The sequence below is a fragment of the Brevundimonas sp. SH203 genome (assembly GCF_002157625.1).
Lineage (GTDB): Bacteria > Pseudomonadota > Alphaproteobacteria > Caulobacterales > Caulobacteraceae > Brevundimonas.
Window position 1 is genome coordinate 68,202 of record NZ_BDMM01000005.1, and the last position, 17,168, is coordinate 85,369.

At 68.6% G+C, this 17,168-nt stretch carries 18 protein-coding genes; 5 read left to right on the plus strand and 13 right to left on the minus strand.

Annotated elements, in window-relative coordinates; genetic code table 11:
- Positions 1-69: 69 nt before the first annotated feature.
- Together SH203_RS11485 and SH203_RS11490 are read right to left on the minus strand one after the other, a co-directional pair.
- On the minus strand, positions 70-729 hold the full coding sequence (locus SH203_RS11485; protein ID WP_087121082.1) for a trimeric intracellular cation channel family protein: 660 nt from the start codon (positions 727-729) through the stop codon (positions 70-72).
- Entirely contained in the window at positions 726-1,376 is a 651-nt protein-coding gene (locus SH203_RS11490; protein WP_087121083.1) for a DNA-3-methyladenine glycosylase, read from the minus strand. The genes SH203_RS11485 and SH203_RS11490 overlap by 4 nt, the downstream gene beginning before the upstream one ends.
- Before the next feature lie 81 nt (positions 1,377-1,457).
- Here SH203_RS11490 and gluQRS point away from each other — a divergent pair, with 81 nt between their 5' ends.
- Positions 1,458-2,318, plus strand: a complete 861-nt coding sequence (gene gluQRS, locus SH203_RS11495; RefSeq protein WP_087121084.1) for a tRNA glutamyl-Q(34) synthetase GluQRS — start codon at positions 1,458-1,460, stop codon at positions 2,316-2,318.
- Here the strand turns inward: gluQRS and SH203_RS11500 are convergent.
- The 3 genes from SH203_RS11500 to SH203_RS11510 all read right to left on the minus strand — a co-directional run bounded on the left by SH203_RS11500 (position 2,302) and on the right by SH203_RS11510 (position 6,954).
- Positions 2,302-3,123 carry a TIGR02186 family protein gene (locus SH203_RS11500; RefSeq protein WP_087121085.1) on the minus strand — a complete coding sequence of 274 codons (822 nt, stop codon included), beginning with the start codon at positions 3,121-3,123 and terminating at the stop codon, positions 2,302-2,304. The two genes, gluQRS and SH203_RS11500, sit on opposite strands and share 17 nt — an antisense overlap.
- The gene (locus SH203_RS11505; protein WP_087121086.1) at positions 3,120-4,043 is read right to left on the minus strand and encodes a sulfite exporter TauE/SafE family protein; all 924 of its coding nucleotides are present in this window, start codon (positions 4,041-4,043) and stop codon (positions 3,120-3,122) included. The genes SH203_RS11500 and SH203_RS11505 overlap by 4 nt, the downstream gene beginning before the upstream one ends.
- Before the next feature lie 61 nt (positions 4,044-4,104).
- Positions 4,105-6,954 carry a hypothetical protein gene (locus SH203_RS11510; RefSeq protein ID WP_234989482.1) on the minus strand — a complete coding sequence of 950 codons (2,850 nt, stop codon included), beginning with the start codon at positions 6,952-6,954 and terminating at the stop codon, positions 4,105-4,107.
- A gap of 219 nt (positions 6,955-7,173) precedes the next feature.
- Here SH203_RS11510 and SH203_RS11515 point away from each other — a divergent pair, with 219 nt between their 5' ends.
- Both SH203_RS11515 and SH203_RS11520 read left to right on the plus strand, forming a co-directional pair.
- Positions 7,174-7,392 carry a hypothetical protein gene (locus tag SH203_RS11515; protein ID WP_087121087.1) on the plus strand — a complete coding sequence of 73 codons (219 nt, stop codon included), beginning with the start codon at positions 7,174-7,176 and terminating at the stop codon, positions 7,390-7,392.
- Positions 7,393-7,466: 74 nt separating this feature from the next.
- Positions 7,467-7,964 (plus strand): pyridoxamine 5'-phosphate oxidase family protein, encoded by a 498-nt coding sequence (locus tag SH203_RS11520; protein WP_087121088.1) that lies wholly within the window; start codon positions 7,467-7,469, stop codon positions 7,962-7,964.
- 58 nt (positions 7,965-8,022) lie between these two features.
- Here SH203_RS11520 and argF read toward each other — a convergent pair whose 3' ends face one another.
- The 6 genes from argF to SH203_RS11550 all read right to left on the minus strand — a co-directional run bounded on the left by argF (position 8,023) and on the right by SH203_RS11550 (position 13,118).
- A complete protein-coding gene (gene argF, locus SH203_RS11525) occupies positions 8,023-8,937 on the minus strand; it encodes an ornithine carbamoyltransferase (RefSeq protein WP_087121089.1) in 915 nt (304 codons plus the stop codon).
- 85 nt (positions 8,938-9,022) lie between these two features.
- A complete protein-coding gene (locus SH203_RS11530; RefSeq protein ID WP_087121090.1) occupies positions 9,023-9,346 on the minus strand; it encodes a GxxExxY protein in 324 nt (107 codons plus the stop codon).
- A gap of 113 nt (positions 9,347-9,459) precedes the next feature.
- Positions 9,460-10,653 carry an aspartate aminotransferase family protein gene (locus SH203_RS11535; protein ID WP_255376569.1) on the minus strand — a complete coding sequence of 398 codons (1,194 nt, stop codon included), beginning with the start codon at positions 10,651-10,653 and terminating at the stop codon, positions 9,460-9,462.
- 89 nt (positions 10,654-10,742) lie between these two features.
- Positions 10,743-11,270, minus strand: a complete 528-nt coding sequence (locus SH203_RS11540; RefSeq protein WP_087121092.1) for a YcxB family protein — start codon at positions 11,268-11,270, stop codon at positions 10,743-10,745.
- Positions 11,270-12,247, minus strand: coding sequence for a M28 family metallopeptidase (locus tag SH203_RS11545; protein WP_087121093.1), 978 nt, complete (start codon positions 12,245-12,247; stop codon positions 11,270-11,272). The genes SH203_RS11540 and SH203_RS11545 overlap by 1 nt, the downstream gene beginning before the upstream one ends.
- Positions 12,248-12,287: 40 nt before the next feature.
- Entirely contained in the window at positions 12,288-13,118 is an 831-nt protein-coding gene (locus SH203_RS11550) for an ABC transporter permease (RefSeq protein WP_087121094.1), read from the minus strand.
- Positions 13,119-13,404: 286 nt separating this feature from the next.
- On the opposite strand from SH203_RS11550, the gene SH203_RS11555 reads away from it, so the two are divergent.
- Positions 13,405-13,947 (plus strand): GcrA family cell cycle regulator, encoded by a 543-nt coding sequence (locus SH203_RS11555; protein ID WP_087121095.1) that lies wholly within the window; start codon positions 13,405-13,407, stop codon positions 13,945-13,947.
- A 316-nt stretch (positions 13,948-14,263) separates the two neighbouring features.
- Here SH203_RS11555 and apaG read toward each other — a convergent pair whose 3' ends face one another.
- Complete coding sequence (gene apaG, locus SH203_RS11560) at positions 14,264-14,671, minus strand: Co2+/Mg2+ efflux protein ApaG (RefSeq protein ID WP_087121096.1); 408 nt, start codon at positions 14,669-14,671, stop codon at positions 14,264-14,266.
- An 81-nt stretch (positions 14,672-14,752) separates the two neighbouring features.
- Between apaG and SH203_RS11565 the strand changes: the two genes are divergently transcribed.
- The gene (locus SH203_RS11565) at positions 14,753-15,778 is read left to right on the plus strand and encodes a 2'-deoxycytidine 5'-triphosphate deaminase (RefSeq protein ID WP_087121097.1); all 1,026 of its coding nucleotides are present in this window, start codon (positions 14,753-14,755) and stop codon (positions 15,776-15,778) included.
- A 65-nt stretch (positions 15,779-15,843) separates the two neighbouring features.
- On the opposite strand, the gene SH203_RS11570 is transcribed toward SH203_RS11565, so the two are convergent.
- On the minus strand, positions 15,844-17,136 hold the full coding sequence (locus SH203_RS11570; RefSeq protein ID WP_234989483.1) for an MFS transporter: 1,293 nt from the start codon (positions 17,134-17,136) through the stop codon (positions 15,844-15,846).
- Positions 17,137-17,168: the final 32 nt, after the last annotated feature.

Sequence of the window (17,168 nt, forward strand, 5' to 3'; positions counted from 1 at the left end):
ATCGGCAGCCTAACCGTGATTCCCGTTCATCGCCATGACCGACGTGCAGCGTTTTCGTGACGGAGCGCCTCAACCGCGCGCGGCGTGCGTCGGGAACCCCGGCAGGGTCCAGCCCCATCGCAGCGCCGCCGCCCGCAACAGGAAGCCGCACAGGGCGGCGGCGACGGCGGCGGGCCAGACCCCGACGCCCGGCGCCCGCAGCGCCATATAGACGGTCGCCGCCAATATGGCCGCCGTGACGTTGATCTCCCTGCGCAACAGGATGGACGGCTGTCCCGCAAGCGTGTCGCGCACCACTCCGCCGAAACAGGCCGTCAGTGTGCCCATGACGATGCAGATCAGGGCAGGCGCCCCGGCCGCCTCGGCCTTGGCCGCCCCCATGACGCCGTAGGCCGCCAGGCCGATCGCATCCAGCCACAGCAGGGCGCGGAACCGCCAGTCGCGCTGGCCCACCAGCCACAGGGCGGTCGAGGCGAACAGGCAGACGGCCAGATAGCGCCAGTCCTGAACCCAGAAGACCGGCAGCCCCAGCAGAAGGTCGCGCAACGTCCCGCCCCCGACCCCGGTGATGGCGCCGAAGAAGGCGAAGGTGACGACGTCGTGCTTTTCGCGCGCGGCGGCCAGGGCGCCGGTGGCGGCGAAGACGGCCACGCCCGCGAAGTCCAGCGCCGACAACACGGTCTGGGCGTTACGCAGCGGTTCGGCCAGGACGGGATCGAGCGGGGTCATTGCGGCGCATCCAGCACGATTTCGCCGCGCTTGACCCCCGTGTACCAGGCCCACAACATATGGGTCGCCACCGCGCGATAGGGCCGCCAGACCTCGGCGCGGGCATAGGCCGCCTTCTGATCGGGCCGGACCTCGGCGCCGTCGGCCCAGCGGATCGCCTCCTGCAGGGCCACGTCCCCGCCCGGAAACACGTCCATCCGCCCCTCGCACATCAGAAGATAGGCCTCGGCCGTCCACAGGCCGACGCCCTTCAGCGCGGTCAGGGCCGTGATGGCCGCCGCGTCGTCCAGGTTCGACAGATGCTCCAGATCGATCTCCCCGGCCATCTGGGCGCGGGCCATGCCCTGGCCATAGGTCGCCTTCTGTCTCGACAGGCCCATGCCGCGCAGCTGATCCAGATCATGGGCCAGCAGACGTTCGGGGGTGATCTCGCCCATCCCTTCACGCAGCCGCGCCCAGACCGAGGCGGCCGAGGCCACCGACACCTGCTGCTCCACGATCATGCGGAACAGGCCCTCGAACCCGCCGACCCGCAGCCGCCATTCGAACGGCGGCGTCTGGGCGTGGACCCGCGCCAGGGCGGGATCGGCGGCGACCAGCGCCTCGCGCGCGGCGGCGATGTCATCGGGCGTGGGTTGAAGCGGCATTCTTCATGCTTACGGCCCGTCGCGACTGTCGGAAAGAGCAGGGGCGCCGTTGAGGGCCGTAAACCGCTAAAGATCAGCGAGATGTTCGTCACCCGTTTCGCCCCCTCTCCCACCGGCCGTCTGCACAGGGGCCATGCGTTTTCGGCCCTGACCGCCTGGTCGGCGGCGAAGGCGGCGGGCGGGCGGTTCGTGCTGCGGATCGAGGACATCGATCCGACGCGCTGCCGGCCGGAATATGAGGCGGGGATTCTGGAGGACCTGGCCTGGCTCGGGCTGGACTGGGAAAGGCCCGTCCGGCGGCAATCGGATCATCTGGGCGACTACGCCGCCGTGATCGACGCCTTGCGGGCGCGCGGACTGCTCTATCGCTGCTTTCGCACGCGCAAGGACATCCTGAACGCCATCGGCGACGCGCCGCACGGGGCGATGGAGGCGGTGCGGCCCGGCCCGCACCGGGCGGAGGAGGAGGCGCGGCTTCTGGCCTCGGGCGCGGCCTTCGCCTGGCGGCTGTCGCTGGATCGGGCGCGCGAGGCGCTGGGCGAAGCCGTCTGGCATGGAATGATCTTCGTCGAGGAGGGCGAAGGCCCCGATGGCGTGACCGGCGTCCTGCCCGTCGATCCGACGGCGGCGGGCGACGTGGTGCTGGCGCGCAAGGATACGGGCGTCGCCTATCATCTGGCCGTGACCCACGACGACGCCCTGCAGGGCGTGACCCATGTGATCCGGGGCCAGGACCTGTTCGCCGCGACACAGGTGCAGCGGCTGATCCAGACTCTGATGGGCTGGCCCGCCCCCACCTATCGCCATCACCGGCTGCTGGCGGGGCCGGACGGGCGGCGCTACGCCAAGCGGGATCGTTCGGTCACTCTGGCCGAACTGCGGGCCGGCGGACTGACGGCCGAGGCCCTGCGCGACGAACTGGGCTTCAGCTGCGGCGGCTGAAGATGCGCGAGGCGCCATAGCCGGTCAGGGCCGCCAGAACGACACACAGCACGCCGTACAGCCACGGGCGGCGATGGGCGAACTCGTAGATGTCGCGCTCCAGCCCCACCTTCTCGACCGTCAGCGTCAGGTTGGAAACCGACTGCGGTTCGCCGTCCTGGAACAGCCAGACCTCGGCGTAGTATTTGCCGGTGGGCGCGACGGTCGGCAGTTTGACCTCGGCGCGGAACAGGCCCTTGTCGACGAAATCGACCCCTTGGGAATCGGTGTCGTAGAGGGCGGCGGCCTCCTTCAGCCGGATCACGGCGCGGCGCCAGTCCAGATAGTCGTCGCCCAGGCGGCTGACCACCACGTCGCGCACGCCGTATCGGGAGACGGTGCGGCTTTCCTGCGGCGCGTCGATGCGCAGGTGATCGACGCCGACGCCCAGGCGACGCAGTTGGCCGAAGTCGGCGATGTCGCTGAGCGGCCGGGTCGAGGCGGTCATGTAGAAGCCCGGCGCCCCCTCGAACAGCACCGGGCGGCTGTTCAGCCAGACGCCCGAGGTGCGGGTCTTCTTGACCAGGCGGATCGGGGCGTCCGGGCCGCGCACCACCACGACCACGTCGGTCGGCTCGGGCGTCGGATTGAACACGGCGCCGTAAAGGACGATGGAGGCGCCCCGGAAGCCGGAATCGACATGGACCTGGGCGTCGGTCAGGGCGGCGGCGACGCGCAGGGCGCCGGTCGTCGCCTCCGAACGGTCCGAGGCGGGCGCGGCGGCGACGGCGGGGGCCGGATCGGGCGGCGGCGGGGCCTGGATCATTCCGGTATCCCCGGCGCCAGCATGAAGATGTCGGCGGGCCGCACGAACAGCTCCAGCCCCATCTGGATGCCGACCAGCAGCACGATCAGCCCCAGGGCCGCCCGCAGCTCCTCGGCGCGGAACCGGCCGGCGAACCGGGCGCCGATCTGGGCGCCGACCACCCCGCCCAGCAGCAGGATGGTGGACAGGACGATGTCGACCGTCTGGTTGCGCCCGGCCTGAAGGACGGTGGTGATGGCGGTGGTGATGATGATCTGGAACAGGCTGGTGCCCACCACCGCGCCCGCCCGCATCCTCAGGATATACAGCATGGCCGGCACCAGGATGAAGCCGCCGCCCACCCCCATGATGGCCGACAACACCCCGGCGAAGACGCCCAGGCCGAACGGCGGCAGGGCGCTGATATACAGGCCCGACTTGGGGAACTTCATCCGCAGCGGCAGGCCGTACAGCCACAGGGGCCGGCGGCGTTCCTTGCGCGGAGCCGGCACGCCGCGCCGACGACGCAGGATCTCCGTCAGGCTCTCGTTCAGCATCAGACAGCCGATGGCGCCCAGAAAGACCAGATAGGACAGGGCCACGACCAGATCGGCCTGGCCCAACAGGCGCAGGTAGCGGAACAGTTCGACCCCGGCCATGGCGCCGACCGCCCCGCCGACCGCCATCACGGTTCCCATCTTGAAATCGACCGCCCCCTGCCCGGCGTAGCGGATCACGCCCGAGGTCGAGGAGGCGACGACGTGGCTGGCCTGGCTGGCCACGGCCACGGTCGGGGGGATGCCCAGAAACACCAGGATCGGCGCCATCAGGAAGCCGCCGCCGATGCCGAACAGGCCCGAGACGAACCCGACCACCGCCCCCAGGATCACCAGGGTCGGCCAGTTCACCGAAACCTCGGCGATCGGCAGATAGATGTCCAAAGGACGGGCCTTCGGCTGGAGCGGTTACAGGTTCGCCGTCAGGCGGGGCGGAAGCGGTGTCTTAGCCCGAAGCCTGGGACGCTGTCTGCGGCGCAGGCCGGGATTGGGCCACGAAGGCGTCGGCGGCGATGCGGGCGGCGCGTTGATCCACGGCGCTGGCCTGCGGACGCAACCGCGTCACGGCGGCCTGGGCCTCGGAATCCCCGCCGCGCGCGGCGATCATATACCACTTCAGCGCCTCGGTCGGGTTCTTGGCCACGCCGTCGGCTCCGGTCTCGTAGATGCGGGCGACATTGTACTGGCTGTCGGGCAGACCGCCCTGGGCCGCCTTCAGCAGCCAGGCCAGGGCCTCGGACTGATTGGTCGCGCCGCCGTCGCCTTCATAGAGCTGCATCCCGTACAGGTGCATCCCGCGCGGATCGCCGCCCTCGGCCGCGCGGCGGCCCCACTGACGGCTCTTGGCCGGATCGGCCGGCACGCCGGAGGCGCCGTCCAGATACAGCTGGCCCAGATAGGTCTGCGCCGGGGCGTAGCCCAGGTCGGCGGCGCGGGTCATGCCCGCCAGACCCGACATGTCGCCGCCGTCCAGCTTGCCGATCGCGGCCTCGTAATCGGCGGCGCCCGGGCCGGCGATGTCGAAGGCGGCGCGCGGGCCGGTCGGGGTCACGGCCGAGGCGGCCAGAGGCGTCGCCGGCGTCTTCTGGTCGCCCGCCGGCTGGGTTTCGCCGCCCAGATTGGGCAGTTCGAAGCCGGGCGCGCCGCCGTCGGTCAGCGACAGATAGCCATAGACGCCGCCGGTCAGGGCAACCGCCGTGACCGAGGCCAACAGGGTCTTCCTGACGGTGGAGCCGTCGCGGGCCGCCTGCCGGTCCAGCCGCTCCTGCAGCTTGGACTTGCCGCCGCGCTTCAGGCCGAAGCCCTGACGAGGGGCCGGTTCCGGCTCGGGCGGGGCGGTGATGGCGGCGCGGGCCGCATCGATGGTGGAGCGGGTCGAGGCGGCGCGACCAGCCGCCGCCGCCGCCCCCATGCTGGCGCGCAACGGGCGCGGATCGACAAATTCGGTCTCGCCGCCGAAATCGTCGTCGTCGTCCAGCGTCGGCGCCGGGCGCGGTTCGGACGGGGCGGAGAAGCCGGGCGAGGTCGCCTCCAGCGCATCGTCCACATCGGCGCCGCCGAAGCCGCTGAACGGCTGGATGACGGGTTCGCTGTCGGCGACGGGGGCCGCGACCGTCTCGGCCTTCGGCTCGGCTTCCGGCTCCGGCTCCAGGAAGACGCCGCCGGGGAAGGGTTCGGCCTCGGCCACGGCCGGCGTCACCGGATCGCTGGACCAGTCGGCCTGTTCCGTGAAGCTTTCGTCCGGGAAGGCGGCGGCGCGCCAGTCGCTCTCGATCGAGGCGGACTGGATCGGCGCGGCGTCCGCGCGTTCGGCTATGGCGCGCGACTGGACGCTGTCCAGCGGCTTGTCGCGGATCGGCGTCGGGCTTCGCGTCTCGATGCTTTCGCGCGCCTCGGCCAGCAGGCGGGCGGTGCGCTCCTCGCTCATCCGCATCCGCTCGGCCAGTTCGCCCGAGGCGCGGTCGTAGCGCTGCTCGATCTTGTCGGAGCTTTCCGACAGGCGACGGCCGATGTCTTCCAGCGCCTGCTGCGAACGACGCTCGGACTGGGCGATGCGGTCGCTCAGCTGGTCCGAAATGCGGGTGATCTCGCCGCCCAGCTTCTCCAGCGCCAGGGCGTGGCGGTCGTCGCTGGCCGTCAGCCGCTGATCGACGCGGTCCAGATGGCGGACGAAATCCTGATCCAGACGGGCGGCGCGGCGCGCGACCTCGACCTCGATGTTCTGGCCCACCGCCTCGGTCACGGCGCGGCCGATCACGTCGGCGCGTCCGGCGGCGTCGCCCTCCACCTTCTGAACGCGGGCGCTCAGATTGCGGGCGATGCGCATGACCTCGCGGCCCATGGCCTCCAGGCCCACGGCCGACTTCTGTTCCGAGGCCTTCAGCTGATCGCCCACGGCCTGGACCGCGCGTTCGATGCGGTCGATGCGCGCGCCGGTTTCGGCGGCGTCCAGCCGCTGCATCATTTCGGCGCGGTTGCTCTCGATCTGACGCGACAGGCTTTCGGCCAGCTTCTCGAAACGGGCGGCGTCGCGCGCGCCTTCCGGCTCGACGCGGCTCTCGGCCGTGCGCATCCGCAGGTCCAGCTCGGCGAACGAGCGTTCCAGCGTCTTCAGGGCCTCGGTGGTGCGGTTCTGGGCGGCATCCAGCCGCGCCCCGACCTGGGCCATCAGTTCGGAGCCGACGCCGGGACCGGCGGCCTTTTCGACCGCCGCCATCCGTTCGCGCAGATCGTTGACGCCCAGACGCTGGCGCTCCTCGACCTCGTACAGCCGGCCCGACAGGGCGCCCAGCGAGGTCTCGACCTTGGCGAAGCCCTCCTGCGTCACCGGGCCAGTGTCGCGCTCGAAGGCGCGCAGGCGGCGATGGCCCTCGCGCAGCTCCTCGGCGATGTCGTCGATGCGGCGGGCGTGGCTCTGCGTCTCGACGTCCTGACCGTCCAACCGGCGCATCAGGCCGGCGACGGCCTGGTCCACGCCCTGAATGGCGGCGGTCGAACGACGCTCGGCGGCTTCCAGCCGCGCGGCGATCACGTCGATGGAGGCGCTGATGCGATGACCGCTCGATTCCGGGAAATCATAGGCGTCGTCCAGCCGGCGACTGCGGCTGCGGCGCTCATAGCTGTCGGCGGCCGCGCCGCGACGCGGCAGGGTGGCGTAACCCTCGTCCTCGTCTTCCATGATCATGGAATTCAGCCACTCGCCCAGCGTCATGCCGGATCGACGCGCCAGATCCTTGGCGACTTCTCTCGCCTTCGGATCGATTCCCTTCACGCTCCACGGCGCCGCTGCGCTCACTGATTCGTCTCCCGGCCCATGCGACGAAGGCTATACCGTCAATATCGAGGGTGTAAACTGATGGTTAACCGCAATATCTAGCAGCGATCCGCCAATCCTGTGGACAGCGCTGTAAGAGACTCTGATTACTGAAATATCAGGGTTAACGCACGGTGAAGATTAACCTCCGCGCAAGGGTTTCGCTTGCCAAGCGGAGCGGCTTTCGCCACCTGCGGAACCATGAACCTGACCGTCACCGTCGTCCTGCTGGGCCTGGCCCTGGCCGTCATGGTCTTCACCGGCTGGCGCGGGGCCCTGCCGCCCGATCCGATGAAGGGACCGCGCCTGATCCCGTGGCGATTCTTGATGATCGGCGCCGCCGCCGTGGCCCTGCTGCTGCTGATCCATCTGGCGACCCTGTTCGGGGCCGAACGCGCGCCGTGGATTCCCGGCCGCTGAATCCGAAAGCTGGGCCTTAGGAACCCGACATACGCCGGACGGTTGATGGTGCGACCCATCAACGGAGACGCCGCATGAGCGATCAACTGACCCCCGCCGAGGCCGAGAAGGAATTCTGGAAGAGCCTGAAGGACTCCAACACCGGCATGTTGGGCATCGACCGCCCCGGCTATCACCACCAGCCGATGACCGGCTATGGCGAGGACGACACCGGCACGATCTGGTTCTTCACCCGCGACGACACCGACTTCGCCCGCGACGTCGCCTCGGGCGGTCAGAAGGGGATGTTCTGCTATCAGGCCAAGGACCAGAAGGTTCAGGCCTGCATCCACGGCGCGCTCGCCATCGACCAGGACCGCGCCCGGATCGAGAAATACTGGAACCCCGTCGTCGCCGCCTGGTATCCCGACGGCAAGGACGATCCTCACCTGACCATGGTGCGCTTCGACGCCGACGACGGCCGCGTCTGGGTCTCCGACAAGGGCGCCATCGGCTTCGCCTATGAAGTCCTCAAGGCCAATATGACCAAGTCCATCCCCGACGCCGGCGGCGTGTCGGACGTAAGGCTGTAGGTCAATCCACCGCAACGAGCGGAAAGGCGAGCGCCATCGCGCTCGCCTTTTTTTGCGATCAGCCGCCGAAACACCAGGCCAAGACGGCCTTCTGAGCGTGGATGCGGTTTTCGGCCTCGTCCCAGACCAGGGAGCGCGGGCCGTCGATGACGGCGTCGGTGACTTCCTCGCCGCGGTGGGCGGGCAGGCAGTGCAGGAAGACGGCGTCGGGATCGGCCATATCCATCAGGGCCTCGTCGACCGAATAGGTCTCGAACGCGGCCAGACGCGCCTCATAGTCCTGATCGCCCATCGAGACCCAGGTGTCCGTGACCACCACGTCGGCGCCCTTGACGGCCTCCCTCGGATCGCTGGTCAGGGTGACGGCGTCGCCGCCCTTGGCCAGGTCGCGCAGGTCGGGGTGATATTCCGCCGGGCAGGCGACGTTCAGGTGGAAGCCGAACTTGGGCGCCGCATGCATGAAGCTGTGGCAGACGTTGTTGCCATCGCCGATCCAGGCGACGGTCTTGCCGGCGATCGGCCCGGAATGCTCCTCGATCGTCTGCAGGTCGGCCAGGATCTGGCACGGGTGCGAACGGTCGGTCAGGCCGTTGATGACCGGCACGGTCGAGACGCGGGCGAAGCGTTCGACATCCTCGTGATCGTTGGCGCGGATCATCACCGCATCCACCATCCGCGACAGGACGCGGGCGGTGTCCTCGACCGGCTCGCCCCGCCCCAGCTGCATGTCCGAGGCCGTGGCGATGATCGAGGCGCCGCCCAGCTGGCGGATGGCGGCGTCGAAGCTGAAGCGGGTGCGGGTCGAATTCTTCTCGAAGATCATCGCCAGAACCCTATCCCGGCCCGGCGCATCGGCGTCAGCCCGCCCCTGGGGCCAGCCCTTGCGGGCGGCCTTGCGGGCATGGGCGTCGTCCAGAATGGCGCGCAGATCGGCGGCGTCGAGCCGATGGATATCGAGGAAGTGGCGGGTCATGGGCGATCCGGTCGGGGCGAGAAGGGGTTCATCACAAAGAGCACAACGACGTCACGACGAACACGACGAAGAGCGGGCGGCGAGATCATAAAACCAGACGGCGAAAGCCGTCCTTGAGTCTGAGCGTATTGAAGTTGATCAGATAGCCCAATCGAACCCGAGAGAACCTCAGATAGGTCAGAATCTGGGCGGTATGGATCGACGCCAGGGCGTCGATCGCTTTCACCTCGACGATCACCTGACGCTCCACGAGCAGGTCGAGGCGAAAGCCAACATCCAGTCGGTCATCACGATAATGGACGGGAATGGCGACCTGCCGTTCCACGGCGAGGCCGGCGCGGACCAGGTCGCTGGCGAGGCAGTGTTCGTAAACCGACTCCAGCAAGCCCGGCCCAAGTTCCCGGTGCACGGCGAATGCACGACGGACATGACGGCGCGGCCGATCTGATTCACTTCCGGTGAAACAGGCGACCTCCCGTCGTGTCCGTCGTGCATTCGCCGTGCCCGTTGTGATGAACCCGATCAGGCCGCCAGCTTCTCGCGCGCCGCCTTACAGGCGCCTTCGAAGCGGGCGACAGCTTCGCGCGCCTCGTCCAGCGTCAGGTTCAGCGGCGGCAGCATCCGCACGCAGTTGTCGCCGCCGCCGGCGATCAGCAGCTGTTGCGTGTCGCGCGCCAGGGCCATGAACTCGCGATTGTTCGGGACCAGCTTGACCCCGATCAGCAGCCCCTTGCCGCGCACGTCCACGATCACGTCGGGAAAGCGTTCCTGAAGGCCCGCCAACTGCTGTTTCAGATAGCCGGCGATCTCGGCGACATTGTTCAGCACATCAGCCGAGTTGATCAGCGACAGAGCCTTCTGACCCACCGCCATCGCCAGCGGGTTGCCGCCGAAGGTGGAGCCGTGAACGCCCGCCGTCATGCCCTTGGCCGCCTCTTGCGTGGCCAGACAGGCGCCGATGGGGAAGCCGCCGCCCAGCGCCTTGGCCACCGCCATGATGTCCGGCGCCATGTTCGCCCATTCATAGGCCCACAGCTTGCCGGTCCGGCCCATGCCGCACTGGACCTCGTCGAAGATGATCAGCACGCCGTTGGCGTCGGCCATCTCGCGCATCCAGCGCAGGTCCTCGACCGGCGTCTCGCGGCAACCGCCCTCGCCCTGAACCGGCTCTAGGATCACGGCCGCCGTGGTCGGGCTCTCAAAGGCGGCCTTCAGCGCGTCCTTGTCGCCCCACTTCAGCTGGTGAAAGCCCTGCATCGGCGGGCCGAAACCCTCGGTGTAGCTGGGGTTGGCGGCGGCGTTGATCGCGCCATAGGTCCGGCCGTGGAACGAGCCGTCGAAGCCGTAGATGTCGATCCGCTCGGGCGCGCCGTTGGCCGAATGATATTTGCGCGCCGTCTTCAGCGCGCATTCCACGGCTTCCGTGCCCGAATTGGTGAAGAAGACCACGTCGGCGAAGCTGCTCTCGCACAGGGCGTCGGCCAGGGCTTCCTGCCCCGGAATGCGGAAGATGTTGGACACGTGCCACAGCTTCTCGGCCTGATCCTTGACCGCCTGGACCAGTTCGGGATGGGCGTGGCCCAGGCCGTTGGTCGAGATGCCGGCGACGCAATCGAGATATTCGGTCCCGTCGGTCGCCCACAGACGCGCGCCTCGGCCGCGTTCCACTTCCAGCGGCGCGCGATTATAGACACCCATCAGATGTTCAGTGGACACGGGACCAAGACCTCCAAAAGCGAGACGGCTCCGCCGCGAGCGACGGAGCCGGATTGATACGGACAGGCGTTGTCGGATTAGTGAAGGGGTTAGTCAACACCGGCGCCCAGGACGCCGCGCGCTCGGGCGTCCTCGACCAGCCGGCGCACGGCCGCGCGTTGATCCGCGTCCAGGAGACGCAGCGGCAGGATGAAGTTGCTGTTCGGCGACGCCGCGAAGATCCAACGATCCTTCTCCTCGACTGCGGCGGCCACCAGACGCCAGTCCACCCGGCTCTCCAGACCTGGCCCGACCACGACAAAACCGTCCGACGACAGGCTCCAGTCCAGTGGATGGCGCCAGGCGGGCGCCGCGCGGCCGACAGCGGCGAGCCGGCGCTGGGCGAACATGCTCAGGCCGACGAAGCCATAAAGCCCGATCACCTGCAGCAGGACGATCAAACGCCAGTCGCCGCCCGCATCGCGATCGGAACAGACCACCAAGACGGTCAGCATCATCGTCACCGCCAGCAGGATCAGGGGCAGATTCAGCGGCCATTTCAGGCTGGGCCAGGCCGACATCGCGGGCCGCCCCTCCTTCGCCGTCGGCTGGACGCCCGCCACCTCCACGACGATCATCAGTCTTCGCCGCCCGGCGCAGGCGCGGTTTCGGCGGCGACGGCGTCGGCCTTGGCCTGGTTCTCGACCAGCCGCTTGTCCAGGGCCAGGCCCAGGTCGGCGATGAACAGGCCGAAACGGGCCACATCGGCGCCCTTCAGATACGACAGCTTGTCGTCGGTCGAATGGATGCGCTGGAACACGGGCGGGACGAAGCCCTCCTTCAGGCCGCTGTTCTCGCCGCCGTTGAAGGCCAGCCACATCTGGTGGGCGCCGACCGCGTCCTGGGTTCCCATGGACACCACCGGCACGCCGGCGGCCGAGAAGGCGCGGTCGTCGCTGGGCGGATAGGTCGGATAGGGCATGCAGTCGAAGTTACGCTCGGCGCACAGGGTCCGCAGCGTCTCCAGCACGAAGCGCGACTGCTCGCCGTTGTTCTCGCCGTACATGATGGTCTGGCCATAGGCGGCGACGTCGGCGTTGATGACGGCGGCGATGCGGTCCTTGCCGTGCTTTTCAAGGAAGGCCTTGGCGCCCAGAAGGCCCAGCTCTTCCTGGTCGGTGAAGACGAAGACGAAGCGGTGGGCGACCGGCTGGCCCTCCAGCGCCATATCCAGGGTCTTGGCCGCCTCCATCATCGCCATGACCGAGCCGACGTTGTCGACGATGCCCTGCGACAGGGTTCCGTCGCGCAGCTTCACCGCATCATAGTGGGCGGTCAGGACGATATCCTTGTCGCCCTGGCCGACCGTGACGACGACATTGGCGCCCTCCATCGGGCCGGTCGCGTTGTTGCCGCCCTGGAAGACCTGGATTTCGGGCGTCAGGCCCAGGGTGGTCAGGAAGCCGACCAGAACCTGGGTCCGCTCGGCATTGGTCGGCTTGATGAACTGGCGGGCGCCGGCGACGATGTCGGCGCGATCGCTGGCGCCTTCCTGGGCCAGGGCGGGCGTGGCGGCCAGCAGGGCCGAAACTGCGGCGAGAGTGCGAAACAGCATGGGCGGATCTCCGGGAGGATACGCCCCACTAGGTAGCCCCCTAGCTCTTGAGACGCCAGCCTGACCGGAACACCAGCCAGCAGACCGCGCCCATCACCGCCATAAGAACCGCCGACCCGACGACCCCGACCGTCAGATCGCTCTCGGCATGGCCGATGAAACCGTAGCGGAAGCCGTCGATCAGATAGAAGAAGGGGTTGAAATGGCTGATCGCGCGGAACGGCTCGGGCAGGTTGTCGACCAGATAGAAGGTGCCGGACAGGAAGGTCATCGGCATGACGACGAAGTTCTGGACCGCCGCCAGATGGTCGAACTTCTCGCTCCACAATCCGGCCAGAACCCCGACCATGCCCATGATGAAGCTGGCCGCCAGGGCGAACCAGATCACGGCGAAGATGTTGGCGATGTGCAGGGGCGCGAACGGCAGGACGCAGATCGCCGTGACCAGGCCGACCGCCAGACCGCGCGTCGCGGCGCCCAGGGTGAAGCCCAGCGTCAGCTCCAGCGGGCTGAGCGGCGGGGTCAGGAAGTCGGTCGCCGTACCCATGATCTTGGCCTGGATCAGGCTGGACGAGGCGTTGGCGAAGGCGTTGTTCAGCATGGCCATCATGATCAGGCCCGGCGCGACGAACAGGGCGAAGGGCGTGCCGTGCAGCGGCGGCCGGGCGTTCTGAAGCGCCACCACGAACACCAGCATATAGAGCAGGGTCGTCACCACCGGCGCGGCCACCGTCTGGGCGCCCACCTTCCAGAACCGCCGCACCTCCCGCAGATACAGGGTCTGCACCCCGATCCAGTTGACCCCCGGATAACGACGCGGCTGCGGCAGGCCGGCGGGGCGGGTGGAGATCAGGGCGGGCGTATCGGTCATGGCCCGCCAGATGCGCTTTGAGGCCCGGCTTCGCAAGGTCGGGGTGACTGGTGAGTGGTGAATCGTGACCGCGCGACGCGCACCCGTGACTCACACATCACCACTCACCACTCACCACTCACCCATCCGCCTTAACCTTAACGATGATTCAATATCTGGTTTCTGTGGACAGGATGATTCGCACATCTTGCGTCCATTAACGGCTGGTTTACGATTAGTTGTAGGTCAAGACCCCGGAGGGGGCGCCTGGACCTAGATATTGAATCCAAACTCGCTGGAGGGTGGCATGACCGCAGGCTGGACCGACGACCGCGTAGGCGCGCTGAAGAAGCTCTGGCTGGAAGGCCAGTCCGCGAGCCAGATCGCCAAACAACTGGGCGGCGGCGTGACCCGCAACGCCGTGATCGGCAAGGTGCATCGCCTGGGCCTGTCGGGCCGGGCCGCGCCGTCGCAGCCGGCGCGCACCGTCGCCGCGACCTTCCGCACCAGCCGCCCGCGCCCGGCGGCCCCCGCGCCCGCCCCGGCGCCGGCCCAGCCTTCGGCCCCGCGCCGTCTGGAAGCCGTCCAGCCCAAGCCGGTCCAGCCGGCCGCCCCCGTTCCCGCCCCGATGCCGGACCTGCCGGGCACCGCCACAGTCATGACCCTGGGCGCCCATATGTGCAAATGGCCGATCGGCGACCCGTCCTCGCGCGAGTTCAGCTTCTGCGGCCGCCGCGCCTCGGAAGGCGTCTATTGCGTCGAACACGCCCGCGTCGCCTACCAACCCCAGGTCAAGCGCGGCAAGGACGGCTCATCCGACCTGGCCCGCAGCCTGCGGCGCTATATCTAAGGGCGCTACCGCGCTTCGCGCAGATCCCCCTCGCCGGCTCGCGTAAGCGGCCGGCGAGACTTCAGGGGGCGGGGCTGCGGTTCATCCGGGTTGACGCAGCCCCATCCGCCTCTCCTCGATCCTCCCCTGCGCAGCGGGGGAGGGGGACCGCGCTAAGCGGGGTGGAGGGGGCGAAACCGGATTCGACTTCAAAGACCTGAGACAGATCGAAGGTCAGTTCATCGCTGGCGTTCGACGCCGGGCCTGCGTCCGCCCCCTCCACCGCTTCGCGGTCCCCTCCCCCGTTCCGCTGCGTTTCACGGAGGGAGGATGTCTGTCAGTTCAGCACCCGCCGCGCGCCGGGCGTATCCAGCGAAAACGCCGGAATGTCCGCCTCGAAACTGCGCCCGTCAGCATCCGTCATGAAATAGGCGCCGACCATCGACCCGCTGTCGGTCGGCAGCGGACAGCCCGAGGCGTAGGAATAGCTGTCGCCCGCCGCGATCACAGGCTGTTCGCCGATCACGCCGGGGCCGCGCACCTCCTCGACATGGCCGTGGGCGTCGGTGATGGTCCAGCGCCGCGCCATCAGCTGCACCGTCGATCCCGACATGTTCACGATCTCGACCTGATAGGCCCATACCCACCGCCCCGCCTCGGGGTCCGACTGGCCCGCCAGATAGGAGGGCCGCACCCGGATCAGGATGCCGTTCGTTTCGGCGCTATAGGCAGGACCATCGTGCATGGGCTATATGCTCGCCCCGCCGCGCGCGGGCTGCAAGCGCGACTTGAAGACAAGTCGTGAAATCCGTGTGAGACAGACGCCATGAGCATTTTCCAGGCGCCGCGCCCCGGCATCCTTCCCGCCCAGTCCATCGAGACGCTGATCGCCACGGGCGCCATCACGTCCGACACCGCTTTCGATCACGACCAGGTCCAGCCCGCCAGCCTGGACCTGCGCCTGTCGGACCAGGCCTGGCGCGTCCGCGCCTCCTTCCTGCCCGGCCGCCGCAAGGTCGAGGAACGGATCGCCGACGTGGCCATGCACGCCATCGAGATCACCGACGCGGGCGTGGTTCTGGAAAAGGGCTGCGTCTATATCGTGCGCCTGCAGGAGCGGCTGAACCTGCCCAAGGGGCTGATCGCCCGCGCCAATCCCAAAAGCTCGACCGGGCGCGTCGACGTCTTCGTGCGCCTGCTGACCGATCAGGGCGCCAGTTTCGACGACGTGGCCGAGGGCTATGACGGCCCCCTCTATATGGAGGTCGCGCCCCAGACCTTCTCCATCCTGGTCCGTCCCGGCACCCGCCTGAACCAGTTGCGGCTGAAGGCGGGCGATCCGCCCAAGCTGGAGACCCGTTCGGTCGGCGTCGATCTGCAGGGGGGCGACATCGTCGGCTTCCGCGGCCGCCGCCATGCGGGCGTGGTCGATCTGGACCACATCGACGGCCACGACCCGCGCGACTTCTGGGAGCCGCTGTCCTTACGTCGCGGCGAACTGCTGCTGGACCCCGGCGAGTTCTACATCCTGGCCTCGTCCGACGATGTGGAGATCCCCGTCGATCAGGCCGCCGAAATGACCCCCATCGACCCGTCGGTGGGCGAGTTCCGCGTCCACTACGCCGGCTTCTTCGACCCCGGCTTCGGCACCGACGAGGCGCACGGCGCGGGCTCCAAGGGCGTGCTGGAGGTCCGCACCCACGACACCCCCTTCCTCTTGGAACACGGCCAGATCGTCGCCCGCCTGGTCTATGAGCCCCTGACCGAACGCCCCAGCCGCCTGTATGGCGAAAGCGGCAGCCACTATCAGAACCAGGGCCTGAAGCTGTCGAAGCATTTCAGGGTGTGGTGAAGCGGAAGGCGTGAATGGTGATGCGTGAATCGTGATTGTCGGACTCACGATTCACCAATCACGACTCACGACAGCCTGTCCGCCTTCCGCAGCCCCGGGAACATCCACGACCACGCGCCCGTCGCGGCCAGGGCGCCGACGCCGCCGAACACCGCCGCGCCCACCGCGCCCAGCAGGCGCACCATCAGGCCGGAATAGGCCTCGCCCAGTTCGTTCGAGGCGCCGATGAACAGCATGGACACCGACGACACCCGACCGCGCATGTGATCGGGCGTGGCCAGCTGGATCAGGGTCTGGCGCACATTGACGCTGATCATGTCCGCCGCCCCGCCGATGAACAGGGCCAGGCCCGACAGCCAGACGATCTTCGACAGGCCGAAGGTGATGGTGCAGGCGCCGAACACCGCCACCGCCGCGAACATCCAGACCCCGCCGTGCCGCACGATGGGATAGCGGCTCAGATAGATGGCCATGACCATGGCCCCGACGCCGAAGGCGGCGCGCAGCAGGCCGAACCCCTGCGGCCCCACATGCAGGATGTCGCGCGCAAAGATGGGCGTCAGCAAGGCGACGCCCGCCAGCAGCACCACCACCAGATCCAGCGAAATGGCGCCCAGCACGATCTTGGTCTTCCACACATAGGCCAGCCCCTCCTTGACCGAGTCCACCGGCGACAGGGCGTTGGGCTGGGGCGCAGGCTTGCCGCTGGTGCGGATCAGGACGAAGGCCGCGACGGCCATCAGGAACATCCCCAGCGACACCGCATAGGCCAGGGGCACATTGACCCCCACGATCACCCCGCCCAGGGCCGGGCCGGCGATGGCCCCGGTCTGGAAGGCGATGGACTGGGCCGCGATGGCGGGCGGCAGGGCCTTTCGCCCCACCACCATAGGCAGGAAGGCCTGGCTGGCCGGGGCCAGAAACGCCCGCGCCGCCCCGAACACGGCGGCGACCGCCAACAGGCCCCACAGCGGCGGGGCGCCGTGAAGCGCCATGGCCAGGAACGACCCCGCGCAGGCCGCCTCGACCAGGATGGAGATCCACACGGTGCGCTTCCTGTCGCGCCGATCCGCCATGGCGCCCGCAGGCAGCGTAAAGGCCAGCAGCGGCAGGAACTGACACAGGCCCACCAGCCCCAGATACAGGCTGGCCTCCTCGATCGGATGATCCCGCCGGGCGATCTCATAGACCTGCCACAACAGGGCCGAGGACTGGATCTGGATGGCCAGCACAGCCACCACCCGCCCGAACCACAGCAAGCGGAAATCGCGTATCCCCCACGGGCTGGACGGCCCCTCGGGCGGAGACGGCGGAACGGGCGGAGCGGCGGGGCCGGTGTCGAGGGTTTCTGTGGTCACGGTCTTCCGATAGCGGGGGGCGGCGTGGACTT